The 20,264-nt window shown below is 69.7% G+C and carries 21 protein-coding genes and 2 pseudogenes; 4 read left to right on the top strand and 19 right to left on the bottom strand.

The genetic code is table 11. The features are described 5' to 3' along the window. Positions 1-81: 81 nt before the first annotated feature. The 6 genes and pseudogenes from Y694_RS03995 to Y694_RS04020 all read right to left on the bottom strand — a co-directional run bounded on the left by Y694_RS03995 (position 82) and on the right by Y694_RS04020 (position 6,276). The gene (locus Y694_RS03995; protein ID WP_011830632.1) at positions 82-1,590 is read right to left on the bottom strand and encodes a tripartite tricarboxylate transporter permease; all 1,509 of its coding nucleotides are present in this window, start codon (positions 1,588-1,590) and stop codon (positions 82-84) included. A gap of 16 nt (positions 1,591-1,606) precedes the next feature. Then, positions 1,607-2,071: a tripartite tricarboxylate transporter TctB family protein gene (locus tag Y694_RS04000; RefSeq protein WP_036230061.1), complete on the bottom strand. Its 465-nt coding sequence runs from the start codon at positions 2,069-2,071 to the stop codon at positions 1,607-1,609. 127 nt (positions 2,072-2,198) lie between these two features. Continuing rightward, positions 2,199-4,039, bottom strand: a pseudogene (locus tag Y694_RS04005) (GspE/PulE family protein). Between the two features lie 10 nt (positions 4,040-4,049). Next, complete coding sequence (locus Y694_RS04010; protein WP_036230063.1) at positions 4,050-4,862, bottom strand: spermidine synthase; 813 nt, start codon at positions 4,860-4,862, stop codon at positions 4,050-4,052. Further along, on the bottom strand, positions 4,862-5,425 hold the full coding sequence (locus tag Y694_RS04015) for a DNA-deoxyinosine glycosylase (protein ID WP_081782184.1): 564 nt from the start codon (positions 5,423-5,425) through the stop codon (positions 4,862-4,864). Before Y694_RS04015 ends, Y694_RS04010 begins: the two co-directional genes overlap by 1 nt. Continuing rightward, positions 5,422-6,276, bottom strand: a complete 855-nt coding sequence (locus tag Y694_RS04020) for a TatD family hydrolase (RefSeq protein ID WP_036230064.1) — start codon at positions 6,274-6,276, stop codon at positions 5,422-5,424. Before Y694_RS04020 ends, Y694_RS04015 begins: the two co-directional genes overlap by 4 nt. Positions 6,277-6,433: 157 nt before the next feature. Between Y694_RS04020 and Y694_RS04025 the strand changes: the two genes are divergently transcribed. Next, on the top strand, positions 6,434-7,090 hold the full coding sequence (locus tag Y694_RS04025) for a pyridoxamine 5'-phosphate oxidase family protein (protein WP_036230066.1): 657 nt from the start codon (positions 6,434-6,436) through the stop codon (positions 7,088-7,090). 4 nt (positions 7,091-7,094) lie between these two features. Here Y694_RS04025 and Y694_RS04030 read toward each other — a convergent pair whose 3' ends face one another. The 13 genes and pseudogenes from Y694_RS04030 to flgB all read right to left on the bottom strand — a co-directional run bounded on the left by Y694_RS04030 (position 7,095) and on the right by flgB (position 18,708). Beyond that, a complete protein-coding gene (locus Y694_RS04030; protein WP_011830638.1) occupies positions 7,095-8,306 on the bottom strand; it encodes an EAL and HDOD domain-containing protein in 1,212 nt (403 codons plus the stop codon). Between the two features lie 21 nt (positions 8,307-8,327). Then, positions 8,328-9,524 carry a flagellar hook-associated protein FlgL gene (gene flgL, locus Y694_RS04035; protein ID WP_011830639.1) on the bottom strand — a complete coding sequence of 399 codons (1,197 nt, stop codon included), beginning with the start codon at positions 9,522-9,524 and terminating at the stop codon, positions 8,328-8,330. A 26-nt stretch (positions 9,525-9,550) separates the two neighbouring features. Continuing rightward, the gene (gene flgK / locus Y694_RS04040) at positions 9,551-11,512 is read right to left on the bottom strand and encodes a flagellar hook-associated protein FlgK (protein ID WP_036230069.1); all 1,962 of its coding nucleotides are present in this window, start codon (positions 11,510-11,512) and stop codon (positions 9,551-9,553) included. Between the two features lie 10 nt (positions 11,513-11,522). Further along, complete coding sequence (gene flgJ / locus Y694_RS04045) at positions 11,523-12,371, bottom strand: flagellar assembly peptidoglycan hydrolase FlgJ (RefSeq protein ID WP_011830641.1); 849 nt, start codon at positions 12,369-12,371, stop codon at positions 11,523-11,525. A gap of 1 nt (position 12,372) precedes the next feature. Continuing rightward, positions 12,373-13,527 carry a flagellar basal body P-ring protein FlgI gene (locus tag Y694_RS04050; RefSeq protein ID WP_036230073.1) on the bottom strand — a complete coding sequence of 385 codons (1,155 nt, stop codon included), beginning with the start codon at positions 13,525-13,527 and terminating at the stop codon, positions 12,373-12,375. 42 nt (positions 13,528-13,569) lie between these two features. Beyond that, a complete protein-coding gene (locus tag Y694_RS04055; RefSeq protein WP_011830643.1) occupies positions 13,570-14,244 on the bottom strand; it encodes a flagellar basal body L-ring protein FlgH in 675 nt (224 codons plus the stop codon). A 17-nt stretch (positions 14,245-14,261) separates the two neighbouring features. Further along, positions 14,262-15,044: a flagellar basal-body rod protein FlgG gene (gene flgG, locus Y694_RS04060; protein WP_011830644.1), complete on the bottom strand. Its 783-nt coding sequence runs from the start codon at positions 15,042-15,044 to the stop codon at positions 14,262-14,264. A gap of 99 nt (positions 15,045-15,143) precedes the next feature. Beyond that, on the bottom strand, positions 15,144-15,872 hold the full coding sequence (flgF, locus tag Y694_RS04065) for a flagellar basal-body rod protein FlgF (protein ID WP_011830645.1): 729 nt from the start codon (positions 15,870-15,872) through the stop codon (positions 15,144-15,146). Positions 15,873-15,897: 25 nt separating this feature from the next. Next, positions 15,898-15,987, bottom strand: a complete 90-nt coding sequence (locus Y694_RS27030; RefSeq protein ID WP_409072462.1) for a flagellar basal body rod C-terminal domain-containing protein — start codon at positions 15,985-15,987, stop codon at positions 15,898-15,900. A 193-nt stretch (positions 15,988-16,180) separates the two neighbouring features. Then, positions 16,181-17,158, bottom strand: a pseudogene (locus Y694_RS04070) (flagellar hook protein FlgE); the annotation flags it as partial. A gap of 37 nt (positions 17,159-17,195) precedes the next feature. Continuing rightward, positions 17,196-17,849, bottom strand: a complete 654-nt coding sequence (locus tag Y694_RS04075) for a flagellar hook assembly protein FlgD (RefSeq protein WP_036230076.1) — start codon at positions 17,847-17,849, stop codon at positions 17,196-17,198. 26 nt (positions 17,850-17,875) lie between these two features. After that, positions 17,876-18,292, bottom strand: coding sequence for a flagellar basal body rod protein FlgC (flgC, locus tag Y694_RS04080; RefSeq protein WP_011830648.1), 417 nt, complete (start codon positions 18,290-18,292; stop codon positions 17,876-17,878). Between the two features lie 11 nt (positions 18,293-18,303). After that, positions 18,304-18,708: a flagellar basal body rod protein FlgB gene (flgB, locus tag Y694_RS04085; protein WP_036230094.1), complete on the bottom strand. Its 405-nt coding sequence runs from the start codon at positions 18,706-18,708 to the stop codon at positions 18,304-18,306. A gap of 147 nt (positions 18,709-18,855) precedes the next feature. On the opposite strand from flgB, the gene flgA reads away from it, so the two are divergent. From flgA to Y694_RS04100, 3 genes are all read left to right on the top strand, one after another. Next, a complete protein-coding gene (gene flgA, locus Y694_RS04090; RefSeq protein WP_011830650.1) occupies positions 18,856-19,575 on the top strand; it encodes a flagellar basal body P-ring formation chaperone FlgA in 720 nt (239 codons plus the stop codon). Positions 19,576-19,712: 137 nt separating this feature from the next. After that, on the top strand, positions 19,713-20,021 hold the full coding sequence (gene flgM / locus Y694_RS04095; RefSeq protein ID WP_011830651.1) for a flagellar biosynthesis anti-sigma factor FlgM: 309 nt from the start codon (positions 19,713-19,715) through the stop codon (positions 20,019-20,021). Between the two features lie 40 nt (positions 20,022-20,061). After that, on the top strand, positions 20,062-20,264 hold a 203-nt coding region (locus Y694_RS04100), incomplete at its 3' end, for a hypothetical protein (RefSeq protein ID WP_036230081.1).

The raw sequence follows: 20,264 nt of genomic DNA on the forward strand, positions 1-20,264 counted from the left end.
GGCAGCGGCCTCGCCGCTCGCTGCCCGGACCGTCCTGCCACAGCCGGATGCGGGGGCTTGGAGAGCCCCCGGGGCGCAGCGTCAGTCGGCGTCCTGGAAGGCTTCTTCGCGCTTGCTGCGGATCGAGGGCAGCATCACCACCACGATCATCGCCACCGCCGCCAGCAGCAGGGCGGCCGACAGTGGACGGGTCGCGAAGGTGCTCCAGTCGCCGCGGCTCAGCAGCAGCGCGCGGCGCAGGTTCTCCTCCATCATCGGCCCGAGGATGAAGCCCAGCAGCAACGGCGCCGGTTCGCAGCTGAGCTTGTAGAACAGGTAGCCGATCAGACCGAAGCCGGCCGCCATGTAGACATCGAAGTTGTTGTTGTTCAGCGTGTACAGGCCGATGCAGCAGAACGTGAGGATCGCGGGGAACAGAAAGCGGTAGGGCACCGTCAACAGCTTGATCCAGATGCCGATCAGCGGCAGGTTCAGCACCACCAGCATCAGGTTGCCGATCCACATGCTGGCGATCAGGCCCCAGAACAGCTCGGGGTTGCTGGTCATCACCTGCGGGCCGGGCTGGATGCCCTTGATGGTCATCGCGCCGACCATCAGCGCCATCACCGCGTTGGGCGGGATGCCGAGCGTGAGCATCGGGATGAAGCTGGTCTGCGCGCCGGCGTTGTTGGCGCTCTCCGGACCCGCGACGCCGCGGATGTCTCCCTTGCCGAACTTGCGCGCGTCCTTCGCGACCTTCTTCTCCAGCGTGTACGCGGCGAACGAGGCCAGCAGCGCGCCGCCGCCCGGCAGGATGCCGAGCACCGAACCGAGCGCCGTGCCGCGCAGCACCGCAGGCGCTGCCAGCTTGAAGTCTTCCTTGGTCGGCCACAGACCGCCCACCGACTTGGTGAACACCTCGCGGTGCTCGGGCGGCTGGCCGAGGTTGGCGATGATCTCGCCGAAACCGAACACGCCCATCGCGATGGCGACGAAGCCGATGCCGTCGGTCAGCTCGGCGATGTCGAAGCTGTAGCGCGGCACGCCGGAGATCACGTCGGTGTTGATCTGGCCCAGCAGCAGGCCCAGCACGATCATCGAGATGGCCTTCACCAGCGACCCCGAGGCCAGCACGACCGCGCCGATGAGGCCCAGCACCATCAGCGAGAAGTACTCGGCCGGGCCGAACTTGAAGGCCAGCTCGGTGAGCGGCGGCGCGAACGCGGCCAGGATGATGGTGCCCACGCAACCGGCGAAGAACGAGCCCAGGCCGGCCGTGGCGAGCGCGGCGCCGGCACGGCCCTGGCGCGCCATCTGGTAGCCGTCGATCGCGGTCACGACCGAGCTCGACTCGCCCGGCACGTTGATCAGGATCGCGGTGGTCGAGCCGCCGTACTGCGCGCCGTAGTAGATGCCGGCCAGCATGATCAGCGCCGGCGTCGCGTCGAGCGCGTAGATCGACGGCAGCAGCATCGCGATGGTGGCGACCGGGCCGAGGCCGGGCAGCACGCCGATCAGCGTGCCGAGCACGCAGCCGAAGAAACCGTACAGCAGGTTCTGGAACGAGAGCGCGACGCCGAAGCCGGTCGCGAGGTTGTTGAGCAGGTCCATGACAGTGCGCCTCGCTTCAGAAGCCCAGGAAGGTGGGCCACATCGGGATCGTGAGGTTCAGGCCCTTCACGAACACCAGGTAGCTGCCGACGGTGAGGATCACGCAGGTCGCCAGCACGCCTTTCCAGTGGAACTCGTCCCCGCCGAAGCTGGCGATCACGATCAGGATCGGCACCGTGATCGCCATGCCCAGCCGCGGCAGCAGCGCGCCGAACAGGATCACCGCGCCCAGGATCAGCAGCAGCGGCTTCCAGGCGATGCGCCCGATCGGGTCGCCCCCGTCGCTCTCGATCGTCAAGGCCTTGAACAGCACCGCCGCACCCAGCAGCGCGAGGATCAATCCCAGCAGCAGAGGAAAGTAGCCCGGCCCGGGCTTGGCCGACGTGCCGAAGCTGTAGGTCGTCGCGCCGATCGCGAAGCCCAGGCCGATGGCGACGAACATCACGCCGGACACGAAATCTCGCTGACTCTTGATCTTCACCGGATGCCTCCTCGCGGTCCGTGCCCTGTGGCACTGTTGTGAACCCGATTCTAGGAAGCGCCCGGCGGCACGCTCTGTGTGGTTTACACGTAGCGTCCGAGAGCCCCGGCGCGATGTCAGCGTCGGTCTAGGTCTCCCAGCGCGGCGTGGCGCGCAGCACCTCGTCGATCGTGGTCAGGCCCTGCGCGACCTTCATCGCACCGGCCAGTCGCAACGGCTGCAGGCCCTGCTTCACGGCCTGCCTGCGCAGGGCTCCGGCGTCGTAGTGAGGATGGATGCTCGACTGCAGTGCGTCGTTCAGCTCCAGCAGTTCGTACAGGCCGGCCCGCCCGCGGTAGCCGGTGTGGCGGCATTCGAGACAGCCGACGGGCTTGCAGGGCCGGTACTCGCCGTTGAGCTTCCAGGGCCGGATGGCCTCGTCGAGCACCTCGCGGCCGGCGGCACTGTCGTCGGGCTGCTTGCACGACGGACAGAGCGTGCGCACGAGGCGCTGCGCCAGCACGCCGATCACCGTCGCGCCGATCAGGTAGGGCGGCACGCCGAGATCGGTGAGCCGCGTGACGGCCGCCGCGGCGTCGTTGGTGTGCAGCGTGCTGAACACCAGGTGCCCCGTGAGCGCGGCCTGGATCGCCATCTCGGCGGTCTCGAGGTCGCGGATCTCGCCGACCATGATGATGTCCGGGTCCTGCCGCATCAGCGCGCGCAGGCCCTCGGCGAAGCCGAGGTCGAGCACCGGCTGGACCTGGGTCTGGTTGAAGGCCGGCTCGATCATCTCGATCGGGTCCTCGATGGTGCAGACATTGACCTCGTCGGTCGCCAGGCGCTTGAGCGTGGAGTAGAGCGTGGTGGTCTTGCCCGAACCGGTGGGGCCGGTCACGAGGATGATGCCGTGCGAGCGCGTGACGAGCTCCTCCCACAGTCGCACCTCGTGCGGCGCGAAACCCAGTCCCGACAACGGCTTGACCGCGGCATCGGGGTCGAAGATGCGCATCACCATCTTCTCGCCGAACGCCGTGGGCAGCGTGGACAGACGCATTTCCACATCGCGCGACGTGCCCTCGGGGCCGGGCCGGCGCGTCTTGATGCGACCGTCGAGAGGGCGTCGCTTCTCGACCACGTCCATGCGGCCGAGCAGCTTGATGCGGCTCGTCATCGCGCCCATCACCGACAGCGGCACCTGGTAGACGGTGTGCAGCACGCCGTCGATGCGGAAGCGGATCGCCCCCATCTCGCGGCGCGGCTCGAGGTGGATGTCGGAGGCGCGCTGGTCGAAGGCGTACTGCCACAGCCAGTCGACCACCTGCACCACGCCCTGGTCGTTGGCGTCGAGCTGCTTGTTGCTCTTGCCCAACTCGACGAGTTGCTCGAAGCTGGCCGGCCCGGCGCCATCGCCGCTCTTCTGCGCCGCACGCACCGAGCGCGACAGCGTGTAGAACTCGGTCGTGTAGCGCTGGATCTCCAGTGGGCTGGCGAGCGCGAGCTTGATGGTCTTGCGTGTGTGGGCCTCGATCTGCGGCAGCCAGTCGGTGTCGAAAGGCTCGCAGGTCGCCACCAGCGCCTCGGTCGGGCCGACCTGCAGCGGCAGCGCGCGGCGGCGCTCGGCGTAGGTGGCCGACATCACGTCGGCCACGCGCGCCACGTCGACCTTCAGCGGGTCGATGCGCACATAAGGCAGCTGGCAACGCTTGGCCAGCCACTCGGTCAGCGATTCGACATCGAGCGCCGCGCCGGTGGTCGCATGCACCAACCGGCGCCGCTCAGCCGCACCAGCGGGTGCTGCGCGCTGTCGCCGGCGGCGAAGCGCTGCGCCACGCGCTTGCCGTCGGCCAGCGTGATCACGCCGTCGGTCAGCAGCCAGGTGACGAGCTGGCGCCAGTGCAGCGGCCCTTGCGGCGCCGCGTCGGCCGCGGGAAGCGCCGTGTCAGCGGAGGCCGGCGCGCGCGCGGCAGCGGGAGTGCGAGCGGTCATGCAGGTTTCGTCAGGCAGCAGTGGGGAGGCGTTCGGGCAGATTCTGCAAGAGCTTGAGCCATTTGCGAGCCGGCAGGTCGAACTTTGCCTCGATCGCCGCGGCACGGCGTTCGAGTTCTTCACGCCCCGGCCGATCGCCGCCTCGCCAGGCCAGCAGGATGGTGTTGCCCTCGCGGGTCGGCTTGAGCATCAGGATCCGGTCGGCACCGAACACCGCGGCGATGCGCCGCGCGCTGCGATCGAAGCTCACGTCGCGGCCGAACAGGTTGACGCTCATCACCCCACCCTCCGCCAGCAACGCGCAGCAACCGCGGTAGAAGGCCTCGTCGTCCAGCACCGGGGCCGCGGCATCGTGGTCGTAGAGATCGACGCACAGCGCATCGGCCTGGCCGGCGTGCGCCGCATCGGCCGCGTAGGCACCGGCGTCGGCCTCGATCACCGCCAATCGTGCGTCGTCGGCCGGCAGCTTGAACCACACGCGGCACACGCCGATCACGCTCGGGTTGATCTCGACCGCGGTGGTGCGCCAGCGCAGCTTCTTGTGACAGAAGCGCGTGATGGCCGCCGCCCCCAGGCCCAGCTGCACCGCATGCGGAGGCTCGCCGTCGGGGTCCTTCTCGACCACGGCGCCGTGCAATCGGTCCGAAAGCAGCATCCACGCCATCATCCGCTGCACGTACTCGAGCTCGATCTTCTGCGGCTTGGCGATGCGCATCGCGCCCTGCACCCAGGGCGTGCCGAGGTGCAGGTAGCGCACGCCGTCGAACTCGGACATCGTGGCCGGCGCGAGCGTCGGCTTCCTGGGCTTGCGGGAGGTCGCCATCAGGAGGTAGGGATCAGTCCGTGTTGTTCGAAGACCGCCCGCCAGGCCGCGAGCTTGCGCTCGAAAGACCAGCTGGCGTTGGCGGGGCTGGTGGAGGGCAGCCGGTGCACCACCAGCCCGAGCGCGGCGGTGAGGCGCGCCGACCGCGCCGACTCCCCACCGTTGTGGGCCACGGCCTGCCAGTTCGGCGCCAGCCGGCGCAGGCCGGCCAGGTCGTTGGGCCGCGCGTCGCGGATCGCGCTGTCCAGGCTGCCTTCGCGCCGGCAGGTGGCGTACACGTCCCACAGGCCGAGACCGCGCGCGGTGAGCTCCTGCAGCCGCCGCGGGTAGTCGAGCGCGCGCAGGTCCACGCCCCACAGCGCTGACAGCAGCGGCCAGAAGTGGTTGCGGGGATGCGCGTAGTACTGCTGTGCGGCCAGCGAGGCCGCGCCGGGGAAACTGCCCAGCACCACCAGGCGCGTGGCCGGGCCGACGACCGGCGGCAGGCCGGACAGAGGCGGCAGCGTGGCAGCGTCGGCCCGCGATCCGGCGGCCAGGGCATCGGGCGCCTGCGGTCGGGTCATGTCGACGCTCCCACGGCATCGAGCGCGGCCAGGCGCGGCAGGGCCGTGCGCGCATTGGTCTGGGTCGCGTGCGCCAGCGCCTCGAGCGTCAGGCCTCGCAGGGCGGCCAACCCGGCGGCGATGCGCGGCAGTTCCGCCGGCTCGTTGCGGCTGCGCTCGCCGGCGGTGCGCTGGGCCACGGTGCGGTACAGCCACTGTGGCGGGATGTCGGGCGCATCGGTCTCCAGCACGATGGCCTCCAGCGGCAGTTCGGTCGCCAGCCGGCGCAGCTGCAGTGCGCGCTCGAAACTCATCGCGCCCCCGAAACCGAGCTTGAAGCCCTGGGCCACGAAGGACTGCGCCTGCTGGGCGCTGCCGTTGAACGCGTGTGCGATGCCACCGACCTCCGGCATGCGGCGCAGGTGCTTGAGCAGGCTGTCGGCCGAGCGGCGCACGTGCAGCAGCACCGGCAAGCCGGCCTCGCGCGCCATCGCGAGCTGCTGCACGTAGAAGTGCTCCTGCTTCGCGCGATCGAGCCCCGGCACGAAGTGATCCAGACCGATCTCGCCGACGGCGACCAGCCGGGGGTCGTCGCGGTGCGCCGCCAGCGCCTCGCGCAGCGCATCGAGCGCCGCGTCGTCGAGCGGGCCGGTGTACATCGGGTGGACGCCCAGCGCATAGGCCAGCCCGTGGCGGTGCGCCAGGTCCCGCACGGTGTCGAAGTCGAACGGCGCGACCGCGGGCAGCACGATCTGCGTCACCCCGGCATGGCGCGCACGCTCGACCACGGCCGTCCGATCGGCATCGAACTCCGGGGCATCGAGGTGGCAGTGGGTGTCGGTCCAGCCGGCGGGCACGGTGGGCGTGGCCATGGCGACATTAGACCGCGGGCCGCGCCACCGCCCCATCGGGCGCCGGCAGGCGCAGCGGTTCTGTGGGTAATCCTGGGCCCGCAACGGACGGGCTCGCCCCTACCCTAGCGCGTTTGCTTGCGTCACACGGCCCGATCGGCCCCAAAGGAGACCCCGGATGAGCGATTTCTATGGCGACGCGCAGCGCCAGCTTCAGGACCGGTTCGGCAGCCGCGCGCTGGCGGACCGCCTCACCGAACTGATCATTCACGACGAAGTGCAGGACGACGAGCGCGGCTTCATCGAGAGCCGTGACATGTTCTTCCTCGCCTCGGTCGGCGCCGACGGTCAGCCGTCCTGCTCCTACAAGGGCGGCGCCCCGGGCTTCGTGCGGGTGGTCGACGCCAGGACGCTGGCCTTCCCGAGCTACGACGGCAACGGCATGTTCCTGTCCACCGGCAACATCCGCGCCAGCGCGAAGATCGGCCTGCTCTTCATCGATTTCGAGACCCCGCACCGCCTGCGCGTGCACGGCGAGGCCTCGATCGCCGACGACGACCCGCTGAAGGCCCACTACCCGGGGGCAGAGCTGGTGGTGAGGCTGGCGATCTCGTCGATCTTCGTCAACTGCCCGCGCTACATCCACCGGCACCAGAAGATCGCACCGTCGAAGTACGTGCCGCAGGCCGCCTGCGAGGCGCCGCTGGCGCAGTGGAAGCGGATCGACCTGGTGCAGGACGTGCTGCCGGCGCAGGACGTGGCCCGTGTCCCCGCGGCGGGCGGGGTGATCGACTTCGGCAACTACCTGGGCAAGGTGGCCGCCGGAGACGGCTGAGCGCTCAGGCGTCCAGCTGCGCCGCTTTCGCCAGCGCGCGCAGCAGGCCGCGGTTGATCTCGGCCGGATCGGTGAACAGGCCGTCGCAGGCCTCGCGGATCGCGTCCAGAGCGTTGCCCTCGACCGCGCGCACCAGCGTGCAGTACGGGGCATAGGGCCCGGACTCGTCGGCCAGCGCTTGGTACACCCGCTCGGGCACCGGGATCGTGCTCAGCAGATCGGAGAACGGCTGCTTGAACATGCGGTCGAGCAACGAGAACACGCCACAGATGAAGAGCTCGTTGCGCATTTCCTCGTCGCCGAGGTTGCGCACCAGCTCCTCCATCAGCATGCCCCGTCGCACGGCGGCGAACATCACCGGTTTGAGGTTGGCGTCCTTGCTGCCGGTGGCCAGCAGCAGTGCCAGCCAGCGCTTGAGCCGGCTGTAGCCCAGCATCATGATGGCGTGGCGGAACGAGCTGATCTCCACGCTCAGCCCGAAGGCCGGCGAATTGATGTAGCGCATCAGCTTGAAGGCCAGCGTCGGGTCGCGCCGCAGCGTGTCCTCGAGCTTCTCGATCGGCTCCTGCTGGTCGACCCGGTGGATCAGCTCGACCATCACCTGCAGGTCCGGCGTCGCCGCCTTGGGGTCCTTTTCCTTGCTGACCGACGAGTGCGCGATCGCATCGTCCATCGGCCAGCCGAGCACCGCGACCGCGCCGCGCGCGAACGAGGCCTCCATGTCGACGAGCGTGTTCACGCCCGACTGCACGTAGCCGATGCTGCGCGTGAAGCCGGCGGCCGGTGCCGTCTCGCCGACGCGGCGGTCGTCGGCCAGGTCGACGATCGAGTAGCGGAAACAGGGCAGCACCTCGCGAGGCAGTTCGCGCAGCGGCCGGCCCTTGATGAGCAGGGTGCTGCCACGCGCATGCAGGTCCTGGATGGCCTGGGTGTGCGCCTCGTCGCCGGCCATGAAGGCCGGGATCTCGATCATCACGTTCGGCGTCGGCTGCGCCTGCAGCAGGCCGGTCAGCAGGTTCTCGCTGACGACGTTCAGCGACACCTGGCCGCCGCCCTCGGGCCACACGCCGGCCACCTCCTCGAGCAGGCCGGCCGCGTCGAGTTCGGCGCCGGGCTGCAGCGGGAACACCGTCAGACGGGTCGCGCTGACCGTGCGCTGCCGGTCGATCATCGGGGAGTAGCTCAGCGCCACCTGGCCAAGGAGGGAGTCACTCACGAAAGGGTCTCCGCAGACGAATCACACATTGAGGTACTGGAACAGCGACAGGTTCTGTACCGAAGCATAGGACTTCAGCGCTGCCTCGTAGCCGGTCTGTTGTTTCTGGAACGTGGAAATCGCCTCGACCATGTCGAGATCCTCGGCCTGCGAGCGGTCGGTCTGCGCGGCGAGCTTCTGCCCGCTCAGGCGCTCGGCGGCGCGGTCGATGCGGTTCAGCGTCTCGCCCGCCACGGCGCGCTGCGCCGTCAGCTTGGCGCTGGACGCGTCGATGTCGCGCAGCGCGGTGGCCACCGACTGCGCGATCTGGCCGTTGTTGCGCCCGGGCGTCTCGAGCTCGGTGGCGACGCGGTCGAGCACATCGAAGATGCTGAGCGAGGCCGAGGACGGGGTGATGTCGAAGCGGTCGGCGTCGGCCGGCGCGCCGGTCACGGTGAACGACAGGCCGTCGATCTCGATCGCCTGCCCGCTCTGGTAGGGCACGTCGGTCAGTGCGGTCGGGTTGCCGTCACGCAGCACGGTGTAGGTCGTCACGCCGCCGGCCACGGTGAAGCTCAGGCTGTAGGGATCCCCGGTCGCAGCCGACGGATCGATCACGCTGCCGGTGTTGATCCACCCGGTGCCCGCCTGCTGGGTGGCACTGGTCACGAACACGCCATTGCCGCTGGAGGCCTGCAGCCAGGTACTGCGGCCATCCATCGTCAGCGGCAGCGGCTCGGTGGAGGGCGCGCCGGTCTCGCCCGACACGCCGCGGAACTGCACTCCGGTCGGCGTGTCGACGAACGGCGGGTTGCTGGCGCCCTGCCCGGCGAACAGATAGCTGCCGGCGCCGTCGGGACTGTTGGCGATGGTCAGCAGTTCGGCGCGCATCTGGCGCAGGCTGATCGCGAGGTTGGCGCGCTCGGCGTCGCTGAAGCTGGCGTTGCCGGCCGAGACCACCGAGTCGCGCGCCTGCTGGAGCAGGCCCAGCGCGTCGCCGAGGGTCGATTCGGTCTGGCTCACCGCGTTCATGCTGGCGTCGATGGCCCGCTGCGTCGCGGCGCTGCGCGCCTCGACGGCGAGCGCCCGTTCGGCCCGGGCGGCGGCCGTCGGGTCGTCGCTGGCGCGGTTGACGCGCTTCAGGCTGCTCATCTGCTCCTGGCTGCGGCTCAGCTCCTGGGCCCGGCGCTGCAGGTTGGCGATGGTGGCGTCGTAGGTGCTGGAAGTGCTCACGCGCATGGAGGAATCCTCGTCGTGTCGATCGGTCAACGGGCGGCGACGCTGAGCAGCGTGTCGAACACGCTCTGCGCCACCTGCAGGACCTTGGCAGCGGCCTGGTAGGCCTGCTGGAACTGGATCAGGCGGGCGGCTTCCTCGTCGAGGTTCACGCCGGACACGCCGGCGCGCGCCGCCTCGGCATTGGTCGCGACGGCGGTGGAGATGTTGCTCGACGAGCGTGCGCTCTGCACGCGAACGCCGATGTCGGCCATCGCGCTGGCGTAGGCGCTGGTGATGCTCTCGCCGGCCGACACCACACCACCGGCCAGCAGCTGCTCGCCCACGATGCCGGCGTCGCGCAGGGCCAGCAGCGACAGCGCGTTGCCGTTGTTCGCGGCCGGGAAGGTGGTGGGCGCGACCTGCACAGCGTCGCCGCTGCGCGGTACGCCGGCCAGCGTCAGTTCGAAGCCGTTCAGCGCGATGGTCGACCCCGCGGTCCAGGTGCCGGTGCCGCTGCTGACCACCGCGTTGCCGGCGTCGCGCAGCTCCCAGTTGTAGTTGCCGCTGTCGTCGGTGAAGCTGATGTTCGCGGTCTGGGTCGGGTCCAGCGCCGTGCTGGTGACGGTGAGCGAGCCCACCGTGGCGGTGCCGGTGTTGCCGGAGGCCACCGTCGCGACCACCGGCGACGACGCGGCGATGCCGTTGGGGTTGTTGAGCACCCGCGCCATGCCCTGCGCGGCCTGGCTCACCGGCTGCAGCAGGAAGCGGTCGGTCGCGCCCGGCGCCGGCGTGCCGATGGCGAGTGTGAAGCCGTCGACGGTGTCGCCGTCGGCGACGGTGCGCGTCACGCCGTCGCTGAGCCGGGTCAGGAAATACTGCCCCGGCGTGCTGGCGTCGGTGCGGAGTTCGTAGTCGCTGGCCTGCAACTGCTTCGGATCGGCCACGGTGAGCGAGACCGAAGACAGGAAGTTGCCGCCGGCATCGCGCGCATTGGTCGACGCCGGCAGCGCCGCGGGTGCACCTAGCGCGAACAGCGGTGCACCGCTGCCCGCCGGCTGCCCCAGGTCCAGGCCGAGCGACTGCTGGCGGTTCACCGCGCCGGCGATCGCACTGGCCAGCTGCCCGATCATCGCCCGTGCGTCGGCCAGATCCTGGTTCTGGAAGGCCAGCAGGCCGGGCAGCTTGCCCGCCACCAGCGAGTCCTCGGGCAGCAGGCGCTCGCCGCCGGCCTCGCTGATCGCCAGGCGCACCTTGGCGGCGTCGTAGGCGTCCGGCACGACCTTGAGCTGCTGGGCATTGCTGCCGAGCACCAGCCGCTGGCCGCCGCCGATGAAGACCCCGAGCGAGCCGTCGTCGGCCTCGATGGTGGTGACCTGCACGTAGCTGCCGATCTCGCTGATCAGCTGGTCGCGCTGGTCGAGCAGGTCGTTCGGCGCATGGCCGCTGCCCTGCGCCGCGGCGATCTGGCGGTTGATGTCGGCCACGCGCTTGGCCAGCGTATTGACCACCGTGACCGAGTTCTTCACGTCCTCGGTCACGCCGCTCTGCAGCGCGTCGAGCTGGCTGTCGGCGGCACGGAACCGCGAGGCCAGTTCCTCGGCGCGCGCCAGCACCACCTGGCGCGCCGAGGCATCCTGCGGGCGGTTGGCCACGTCGACGAAGGCATTCAGCAGGTCGCCCGCGGCATAGCCGAGGCCGGACTCGCCGGTCGGGAACACCTTCTCCAGGCGTTCGAGCTGTTCGAGCCGCGCCACGTCGCGTGCGGCCTGCGACTTCGACATCGCGGCGTCGCGCGTCAGGAATGCGTCGCTCGCCCGCGTCACGGTCTGCACGCTCACGCCCTGGCCGAAGAAGCCGGCGCCGGTCGACTGACCGCCGGCCGTGCCGAGCTCGACCTGCTGGCGCGAGTAGCCGGGCGTGTTGGCATTGGCGATGTTGTTGCCGATCGTCTGCAGCGTCGCGTAGTTCGCGAACATCGCGCGCGTGCCGAGGGACATCAGGCCGGCCATGGGCTACTCCTCACGCGGTCAGGGTGCGCTGCAGGCGCAGCGTGGTGTTGATGACGCGACCGAGCTTCGCGGCATAGGCCGGATCGGTGGCGTAGCCGGCGCGCTGCAGGTTCACCGCGAAGCCTTGCGCGGTGCCCCCCTGCTCCACCACCTTGGCGTAGCGCGGGCTGTTCTTGATGAGGCTGGCGTAGTCGCGGAACGCGTCTTCCGGCGTCGCGTAGGCGCGGAACTTCGCCTTCACCTTCTGCGGCTGGCCGTTCACGTACTCGGTCGTGGTGACCTCGGTGACGGCGCCCTTCCAGCTGGCGCCGGCCTTGATGCCGAACACGTTGTGGCTGCTGCTGCCGTCGGCGTTCTTGATCTCGCGCTGGCCCCAGCCCGATTCGTGCGCGGCCTGGCTCAGGATGAAGGCGGCGGGGATGCCGGTCTCGGCCTCGGCCTGCTCGGCGGCGCTGTTGTGGCGCGCCACGAAGTCCTGTGCCCGCGACGCGCCGGGCAGGCGATTCCACACCTGCGCACCCTCGGCAGCGCCGGCCCGCGCCGTGGGCGCAGTGACGGCGGCGACCTTGCCGTTGAGCTGCTGCTCGAGCTGCCGCGCGATCTGGGCGCTCAGCCCGCCGGGCAGGCCGGTGAGCTTCTGCGCGAACTGGGTGTCGAGCAGCTCGGTGCCCATCTGGGTGCCCGAGTTGTCGAGCATGCCGCTGGACATCGTGGCCTGGCGCATGCTCTTCATCAGCTGCTGCATGAACAGCGCCTCGAACTGCTTGGCCGTCTCCTTGATCGCCGCACGCGGGTCGGCGCTCGCGTTCGCCTGCAGCGAGCGCAGCGCGTTGGCGTCGAGGCCGACGGTCGACTTCACGTCAGATCACCTCGAGCTCGGCATTCAGCGCACCCGCCGCCTTGATGGCCTGCAGGATCGCCAGCAGTTCCTGCGGCGTCGCGCCGAGCGAGTTCAGCGCCTTCACGACGTCGGTGAGCTGCGTGCCGGCCGGCAACTGGATCAGCGAGCCGGCGTCCTGCTTGATGGCGATGTCGGCGCGCTCGGCCACCACCGTCTGGCCACTCGACAGCGGGCCCGGCTGGCTGATGACCGGCTGCGAGCTGATCGTGACCGACAGGTTGCCGTGCGCCACCGCGCAGGGGTTGAGCGTGACGGACTGGTTCACCACCACCGAGCCGGTGCGGGCGTTGACGACCACGCGCGCGGCCGGCGCGGCCAGGTCGATCGGCAGGTTCTCGATGTCGGCCAGGAAGGCCACGCGCGCATTCGCGTCGGCCGGCATCAGCACGCGCACCGTGCGGCCGTCCAGCGCCTGGGCGGTGTTCGCGCCCATCTTGCCGTTGATCACGCGCGCCACTTCACGCGCGGTCGAGTAGTCGGCGGCGTTGAGGTCGAGCTGGATCGCATCGCCCTGGGCCAGCGGCGTGGGCACGCCGCGCTCCACGGTGGCGCCGCCGGGCACCCGGCCCGCGTTGAGCGTGTTGACCTGGACCTTGGAGCCGCCGGCCGAGGCGCCGGCGCCGCCGATGATCAGGTTGCCCTGCGCCAGCGCGTAGATCTGGCCGTCGGCACCGCGCAGCGGCGTGACGACGAGCGTGCCGCCGCGCAGGCTCTTGGCATTGCCCATCGACGAGACGTTGATGTCGATCTGCTGGCCTGGCTGCGCGAACGGCGGCAGCGAGGCGGTGACCATCACCGCGGCGACGTTGCGCAACTGCACGCTGGTGCCGGGCGGCACCGTGACGCCCAGCTGCTGCAGCATGGCGTTGAGGCTCTGCGTTGTGAACGGGGTCTGGGTGGTCTGGTCGCCGGTGCCGTCGAGGCCGACGACGAGGCCGTAGCCGATCAACTGGTTGGAGCGCACGCCTTGCACGGCGGCCACTTCCTTCAGGCGCGCGGCCTGGGCATCGACCGGCCACCAGACGGCCGCACTGGCGATGAACAGGCTGAACGCGATCAGCAGGCGCAGCAGCAGGTCGGCGCGCTGTTCGGCAGGGAAGAAGGGGCGGTGCATGGTGGTGGCTTTCCCAGGGGGATGCCACCATTCTGGAAAACTTTAGAGTGGCAGAACGTTCAAAAAGAAGCGTCCCAACCAGCCTATTCCCTGCGCTTCGGCCTGGGCACCGCGGCCGCGCTGCTCGATGCGCACGTTGGCGATCTGCGCCGACGCGACCGAGTTGCCGGGCTGGATCGCCCGCGGGTCGACCTGGCCGGAGAAGCGCAGCACGTCGACATGCTGGTTCACGCCGATCTGCTTCTCGCCGCTGATGACGAGGTGCCCGTTCGGCAGCACGTTGATCACGGTGGCCGTGATGGTGCCGCTGAAGGTGTTGGCGCTGGCCGTCGTGCCCTTGCCCTCGAAGGCCTGCTCGTTGCTGCCGGTGGCCGAGGCGCGCTTGAAGGAGTTGGGCGCGAAGAACGGCAGCGCCGAGATGCTGCCGTTGACCGAGCCGTTCTTGTCGATGCTGCTGGTGGACTGCTGGCTGGCCGCCACCTTCTCGACGATCTGAACCGTGATCGTGTCGCCGACCAGGCGCGCGCGGTGGTCCTCGAACAGCGGCCGGTAGCTGGCGCCCTGGAAGATCGCGCCGTTGTTGACCGGCGGTGCCACCACCGCCTGCGGCAGCACCGGCGAGGTGTCGGCGATGTCGACCTTGGGCGCCATCGCCTGGCAGCCGAACAGCAGGACGAGCGGCGCCAGCGCAGCGACACGGCAGAGGGCGAAGGACATGGCGGCGGCTTTCAGGCTCACAGCTGGGCCAGCTTCTGCAGCATCTGGTCCGAGGTCTGGATGGCCTTGGAGTTGAGTTCGTAGGCGCGCTGGGTCTGGATCATCGCGACCAGTTCCTCGACCACGTTGACGTTGCTGCCCTCGACGAAGCCCTGGGCGATCGCGCCCAGGCCGTTGCTGTCCGGTGCGCCGGCGTTCGGCGTGCCCGAGGCCGCGGTCTCGGTGTAGAGGTTCTCGCCGCGCGGCTCCAGGCCGGCCGGGTTCACGAAGCTCGCGAGCTGGATCTGGCCGACCGTCTGCGCGGCGGCCTGGCCGGGCAGCGTGACGCTCACGTTGCCGTCGGCACCGATGGTCACGTTCTGTGCATTGGCCGGGATGGTGATGCCGGGCTGCACGACGTAGCCGTTGTTCGTGACCAGCTGACCCTGCGCACTGACCTGGAAGGCCCCGTCGCGGGTGTAGCCGGTGGTGCCGTCGGGCAGCTGGATCTGGAAGAAGCCCTGGCCCTTGACCGCGAGGTCGAGCGGGTTCGTGCTCTGCTGCAGCGAGCCCTGGCTGAACTGGCGCGAGGTGGCGACGGCGCGCGTGCCCAGGCCGAGCTGCAGGCCGGTGGGCAGCTGCGTCTGCTCGGAGCTGTTGGCGCCGGGCTGGCGGATGGTCTGGTACATCAGGTCCTCGAACACCGCGTGCGAACGCTTGTAGCCGTTCGTCGCGCTGTTGGCGAGGTTGTGCGAGATGTGGTCCAGCTGGGTTTGCTGGGCTTCCATCCCGGTCTTCGAGATCCAAAGGGAACGCATCATGGCGGGGGGCTCCTCATCGACCGATCATGACGGGGATGAAGGCGAGCGAGAGCGGGATAAGCGCCCGGATCGGGCCCCAGTTCCGCCGGGGCCCGGACATCAGCCGTTCATCGACAGCAGCTGGCTGGCGGCCTTCTCGTCGCCCTCGGCCGTCTGCAGCATCTTCATCTGGCTCTCGAACTGGCGCGCCGCAGCGATCATGGCCACCATGTTCTCGATCGGGTTCACGTTGCTGCCTTCGAGCGTGCCTTCGGCCACGCGCGCGTTCGGGTCGACCGGCAGGTCGCCGTCGGCGGCGCGGAACAGGCCGTCATCGCCGCGCTGGAGCGCGGCCTCGGGCGTCACGAGCTTGAGGCGGCCGACCGAGGTGACGCCGCCGTTGGCCTGCTTGACGCTGACGGTGCCGTCGGCGGCGATCTGCGGCGACGAGTTCGCCGGCAGTGCGATCGGGCCGCCATCGCCCAGCACCGTGAGGCCGCCGGAGGTCTTCAGCGTGCCCTCGGCATCGACCTGCAGCGAGCCCATGCGGGTGTAGGCCTCGGTGCCGTCGAGCCCCTGCACGGCCAGCCAGGCGTTGCCCTGCATCGCCACGTCGAGCGCGCGGCCGGTGGCGGCCATCGGCCCCGGGGTGGGGTCGTAGCCGGTGGTGGTCTCGAGCGAGTAGACGCGCGTGCTGGCGCCGTCGCCGCGCACGGGCACGGCGCGAAAGGCCTGCAGCTCGGCGCGGAAGCCGGTGGTCGAGGCGTTCGCGAGGTTGTTCGCGAGCGTCTCCTGCCGCTGCATCGTCGCCTTCGCGCCCGACATCGACAAGTAGATCATCCGGTCCATCGCGACTCCTCAGTGCCCGCTGCAATCAGCGCAGGTTGACCAACGTCTGCATCATCGAGTCCTGCGTCTTCACGGTCTGCGCGTTGGCCTGGTAGACGCGTTGCGCGGTGATCATGTTGACCAGCTCGCCGGTCAGGTCGATGTTGCTTTCCTCCAGCGCGCCGGACTGCAGCACGCCGAAGTTGCCATCGCCGGCCGCGCCGACCACCGGATCGCCGGAGGTGAAGGTGGTGGCCAGACGTTGTTGCCAGCGGCTGCAGGCCCTGCGGGTTGCGGAAGTTGGCGAGCTCGAGCTGGCCGCCCGGCTTGGACTGGCCGTTGCTGTAGCGCGCCATGATCACGCCGTTGGCCTCGATCGAGATGCCCGACAGCTGGCCGGGCGCGTAGCCGGTCTGCGACATGTCGGTCACGCCGAAGCCCGAGCCGTACTGCGTCGCGCTCGTCACGTCGAGTTCGATGCCGGTGATCGGCAGCGTGGTGCCGCCGGCGGCGTTGGTGGTCGCGGGGATGTTGATCGGCACCGCACCGACCGGCGCCGTCGGCGCCGAGCCGTTGGCCGGGAAGGTCATCGTGGTGCTGGGCAGCGCGGCGCCGGTGCCGTCGACGCTGATCGGCGTGCCGTTCGCGGTCACGTACACGTCCCACTGGTCGGCGCCGGACTTCTGGAAGTAGTAGGTCAGCGCCACGTCCTGGCCCTTGGCGTCGTAGACCGTCACCGAGGTGGCGTTGTTGTAGGTGGCCGGATCGTCGAAGTCGATGCCGCCGGTGGCCGGCGTGGTGACGGCCTGGCGCGCGTCGAGGTTCATCTCGATCGCGATGCGGTCGGTCGCGCGCGGCGCGATGCCGGCGGTCGGCAGCTGGATCGCCTGGGCTTGGCCCGGCACGATCACGCCCTGGCCGTCGGCCGGGTAGCCCAGCAACTTGTAGCCCGAGTTGTTGACGATGAACCCCTCGCGATCGATCTTGAACTGGCCGTTGCGTGCGTACATGGTCGGGTTCTTGCCGTCGCTCACCTGGAAGAAGCCCGAGCCGTTGATCGCCAGGTCCATCGGGTTGTCGGTGGTGGTGATGTTGCCCTGCGTGAACTGCTGGGCCACGGTGGCGAGGTTGACGCCGATGCCGACCATGTTGGTGCCCGAGCCGTTCAGCGCGTTGGCGTACACGTCGCCGAACTCTGCGCGCGAGCTCTTGGCCCCGAAGGTGGATGCATTGGCGACGTTGTTGCCGATGATCTCGAGGTTCTTGCTGGCGGCGTTCAGACCGGACAGACCTTGCTGGAAGCTCATGGGGAATTCCTCTTCGGTAGGGGGCGGCAGGCGCGGCTCAGGAGATGGCCTTGACCTGGGTGTAGGGGATCGAGCCGCCGAACAGCAGCTCCAGGTTCAGGGTGTCGCCGCTGGTGGAGACGGCCTTCACGAGATCGGTGGTGAGCGGCGTGGCCGTCAGCGTCGTGCTGCCGGCCTTCGCCGTGACGCGGAAGGTCATGCCGTCGGTGCTGGTGCCGGTGGGCGCAGTCCATTCGAAGCCGCTGCGGCCGGCCGAGGCGGCCCCCATGTTGATGGTGTCGACCACCCGGCCGCTCGGCGACAGGATCTCGATCTTCACGCTGTCGGCTGCGTTGGCGAGCTCGAAGCCGCCGGCCGTCGTGCCGTCCTCGCCGAAGTGCAGCTTGCTGCCTGCCATCAGCACGGTGTGGCCCACCAGCCCGGCGCCTTGCAGCACCTGCGAGGACAGCATCTGGCTCGACAGCGACTTCACGGTCTGGTTGAGCGTGCTGATGCCGGTCACCGTGTTGATCTGCGCGATCTGGCTGGTGACCTGCGCGTTGTCCATCGGGTTCATCGGATCCTGGTTCTTCATCTGCGTGACCAGCAGCTTGAGGAAGCGTTCGGAGCCGTCGTCCGTCTTGGTGGTGGTGCTGCCGTTCAGCGCGTCGTACACGCTGGACGAACTGTTGGTGACGGGGGCGGTGGCCATGGCGGATCCTGTTCAGGAAGGAGTCGTTACTGACCCATCTGCAGCGTCTTCAGCAGCAGGGTCTTGGCGGTGTTCATCACTTCGATGTTGTTCTGGTACGAACGCGAGGCCGAGATCATGTTGACCATCTCCTCCACCGCATTGACGTTGCTGTAGGTCACGTAGCCGTCGGCATCGGCCTGCGGATGCTTGGGGTCGAGCACCTTGCGGCCCGGGGCGTTGTCCTCGGTGACCTGCGAGACCTGCACGCCGGCGGCGGTGCCGGCTTCGCCGGGCTGCTGGAAGGGCAGGGTCTGGAACACGACCTGGCGCGCCTTGTAGGCCTTGCCGTCGGGGCCGGCCACGGTGTCGGCGTTGGCCAGGTTGGAGGCGACGACGTTGAGCCGCTGGCTCTGCGCGCTCACCGCGCTGCCGCTCACGTTGAAGATGTTCAACATCGACATGATCGTTCCCCTTACTGGCCGGTGATCGCGCTGAGCATGGTGCGCACGCTGCCGTTGATGAAGCGCAGCGTGGCCTCGTAGTGCACGGCGTTGTCGGCGAAGGCCGCGCGCTCGCGGTCCATGTCGACCGTGTTGCTGTCCAGATTGGTCTGGCTCGGCGTGGCGTACTTCAGTCCGGCTTCGCTGCGCGCACCGGCGGTCGGGCTCAAGTGCCCGGCCTGCGTGGCCGATAGCGCATTGCCGGGCGTTGCGGCGCCCGTGGCCTCGCGCAGCGCGGCACCGAAGTCCATGTCGCGGGCCTGGTAGCCCGGCGTGTCGGCATTGGCGATGTTGCTCGCGATCAGGCGCTGGCGCTCCGACCTCAGCAGCAGCGCCTGGGTCTGGAAGTTCAGCGAGTTCGTGAGTCGGTCCATCATGATGAGGTGCCCGGACGGATGGCCACGCTGGGTGGCGATGGTGGGCATTCTTGGTCGTGACCGTCTGAAACATTAGCGGGAATAGGACCCTCTTCCCCGCTCAATTCCCGGCCCGCCGACGCAGGCCGCCCCCTAAAGTCCTGCTCGATGAAGCCGAACGCCGTCCCTGCCGCCCTCGCCCTGTGCCTGCTCCTGCTGGCCGTCGCGACCGCGTCGCTGCCCGCCCGGGCGCAGGACGCCGCGGCCACCGCCGTGCTGGCCGAACAGGTGCGCAGCCTGGCCCTGAAGAGCTCGCAGCCGGCCGCCGGCCTGCGGGTCGAGGTCGAGGCCGGCGCGCTGGACCCCCGCCTCAAGCTGGCGCCCTGCCAGCAGATCGAACCCTATCTGCCCACCGGCTTCAAGCCGTGGGGCCGCACGCGCGTGGGCCTGCGCTGCCTGCAGGGCGAGAAGAAGTGGAACGTCTACCTGCCGATCACCGTCAGGGTGTACGGCCGCGCGCTGGTCGCCGCCAGCGCGCTGCCGGCCGGTACCGTGCTCACCGCCGCCGACCTGCGCGAAGCCGAGATCGACCTCGCGGCCGATCCGGCCGCCGCCCTCACCGATCCGCAGGAGGCCATCGGCCGCTCGCTGCTGCGCATGGTCAGCGCCGGCGAGGACCTGCGCCAGAACCTGCTGCGCGCCCGCCAGTGGTTCGCCGCTGGCGAGACCGTGCAGCTGGTCGCCGTCGGCCCCGGCTTTTCCGTCCAGAGTGAAGGCCAGGCGATCACGCCGGGCCTCGACGGCAGCCCGGTGCGCGTGCGCACCGAGAGCGGCCGCATCGTCACCGGCCTGCCGGTCGGCGAGCGGCGCGTCGAGTTGCGGCTGTGACCCGCGCCTGAACCCGGAGCTTGCCGTGCCATCGCGTCGCTGTTACAAAAGAATCTCTCAAGTTCGGCGAGCCTCGTCGATACCGCTGGGATGTTGAACCGTCCGGGGGCTCTGCCCCTGGATTGCAGGAGTCCGTCATGAAGATCGGTCAAACCTCCACGCCCGCCGCCGATGCTGCGATCCTGGCTCGCTCCAATGCCGAGGCCGGCGCCGCAGCGGCCAAGGCCCGCGTCGCTCAGGCCGCAGACGCCGGCACCAGCACGGTGGAGCTCTCCAGCACTGCGACGGCCCTGCTGGCCGGCGCCAGCAGCCCGGAGTTCGACGCTGCCAAGGTGGAGCGCATGAAGCAGGCGATCGCCGACGGCTCCTTCAAGGTGAACGCCGATGTCATCGCCGACAAGCTGATCGCCAATGCGCAGGAAATGCTCGACGCCGTGAAGCGCTGAGCCCGGTCCGCCGATTCCCACCGCCCTTCCCCACGCCCTCATGCAGACCGATCCGAGCTCCACCCAGCTGCGCGCGTCTGCGCCCCAGATCCTCGAGGCCTCGATCGCCGACGTCGAGCAGCGCCTGGCCGCCCTGGCGCAGGCGCTGCTCGAGCGCGACAGCCGCGGCGTCGACACGGCCGCCGTCGAGCTGCAACGCGCCCTGGCCACCGCCCTCGACTGCTTCAGCCGCCACCGCGGCCC

It is taken from the genome of Methylibium sp. T29-B (assembly GCF_000576225.1).
GTDB lineage: Bacteria > Pseudomonadota > Gammaproteobacteria > Burkholderiales > Burkholderiaceae_C > Methylibium > Methylibium petroleiphilum.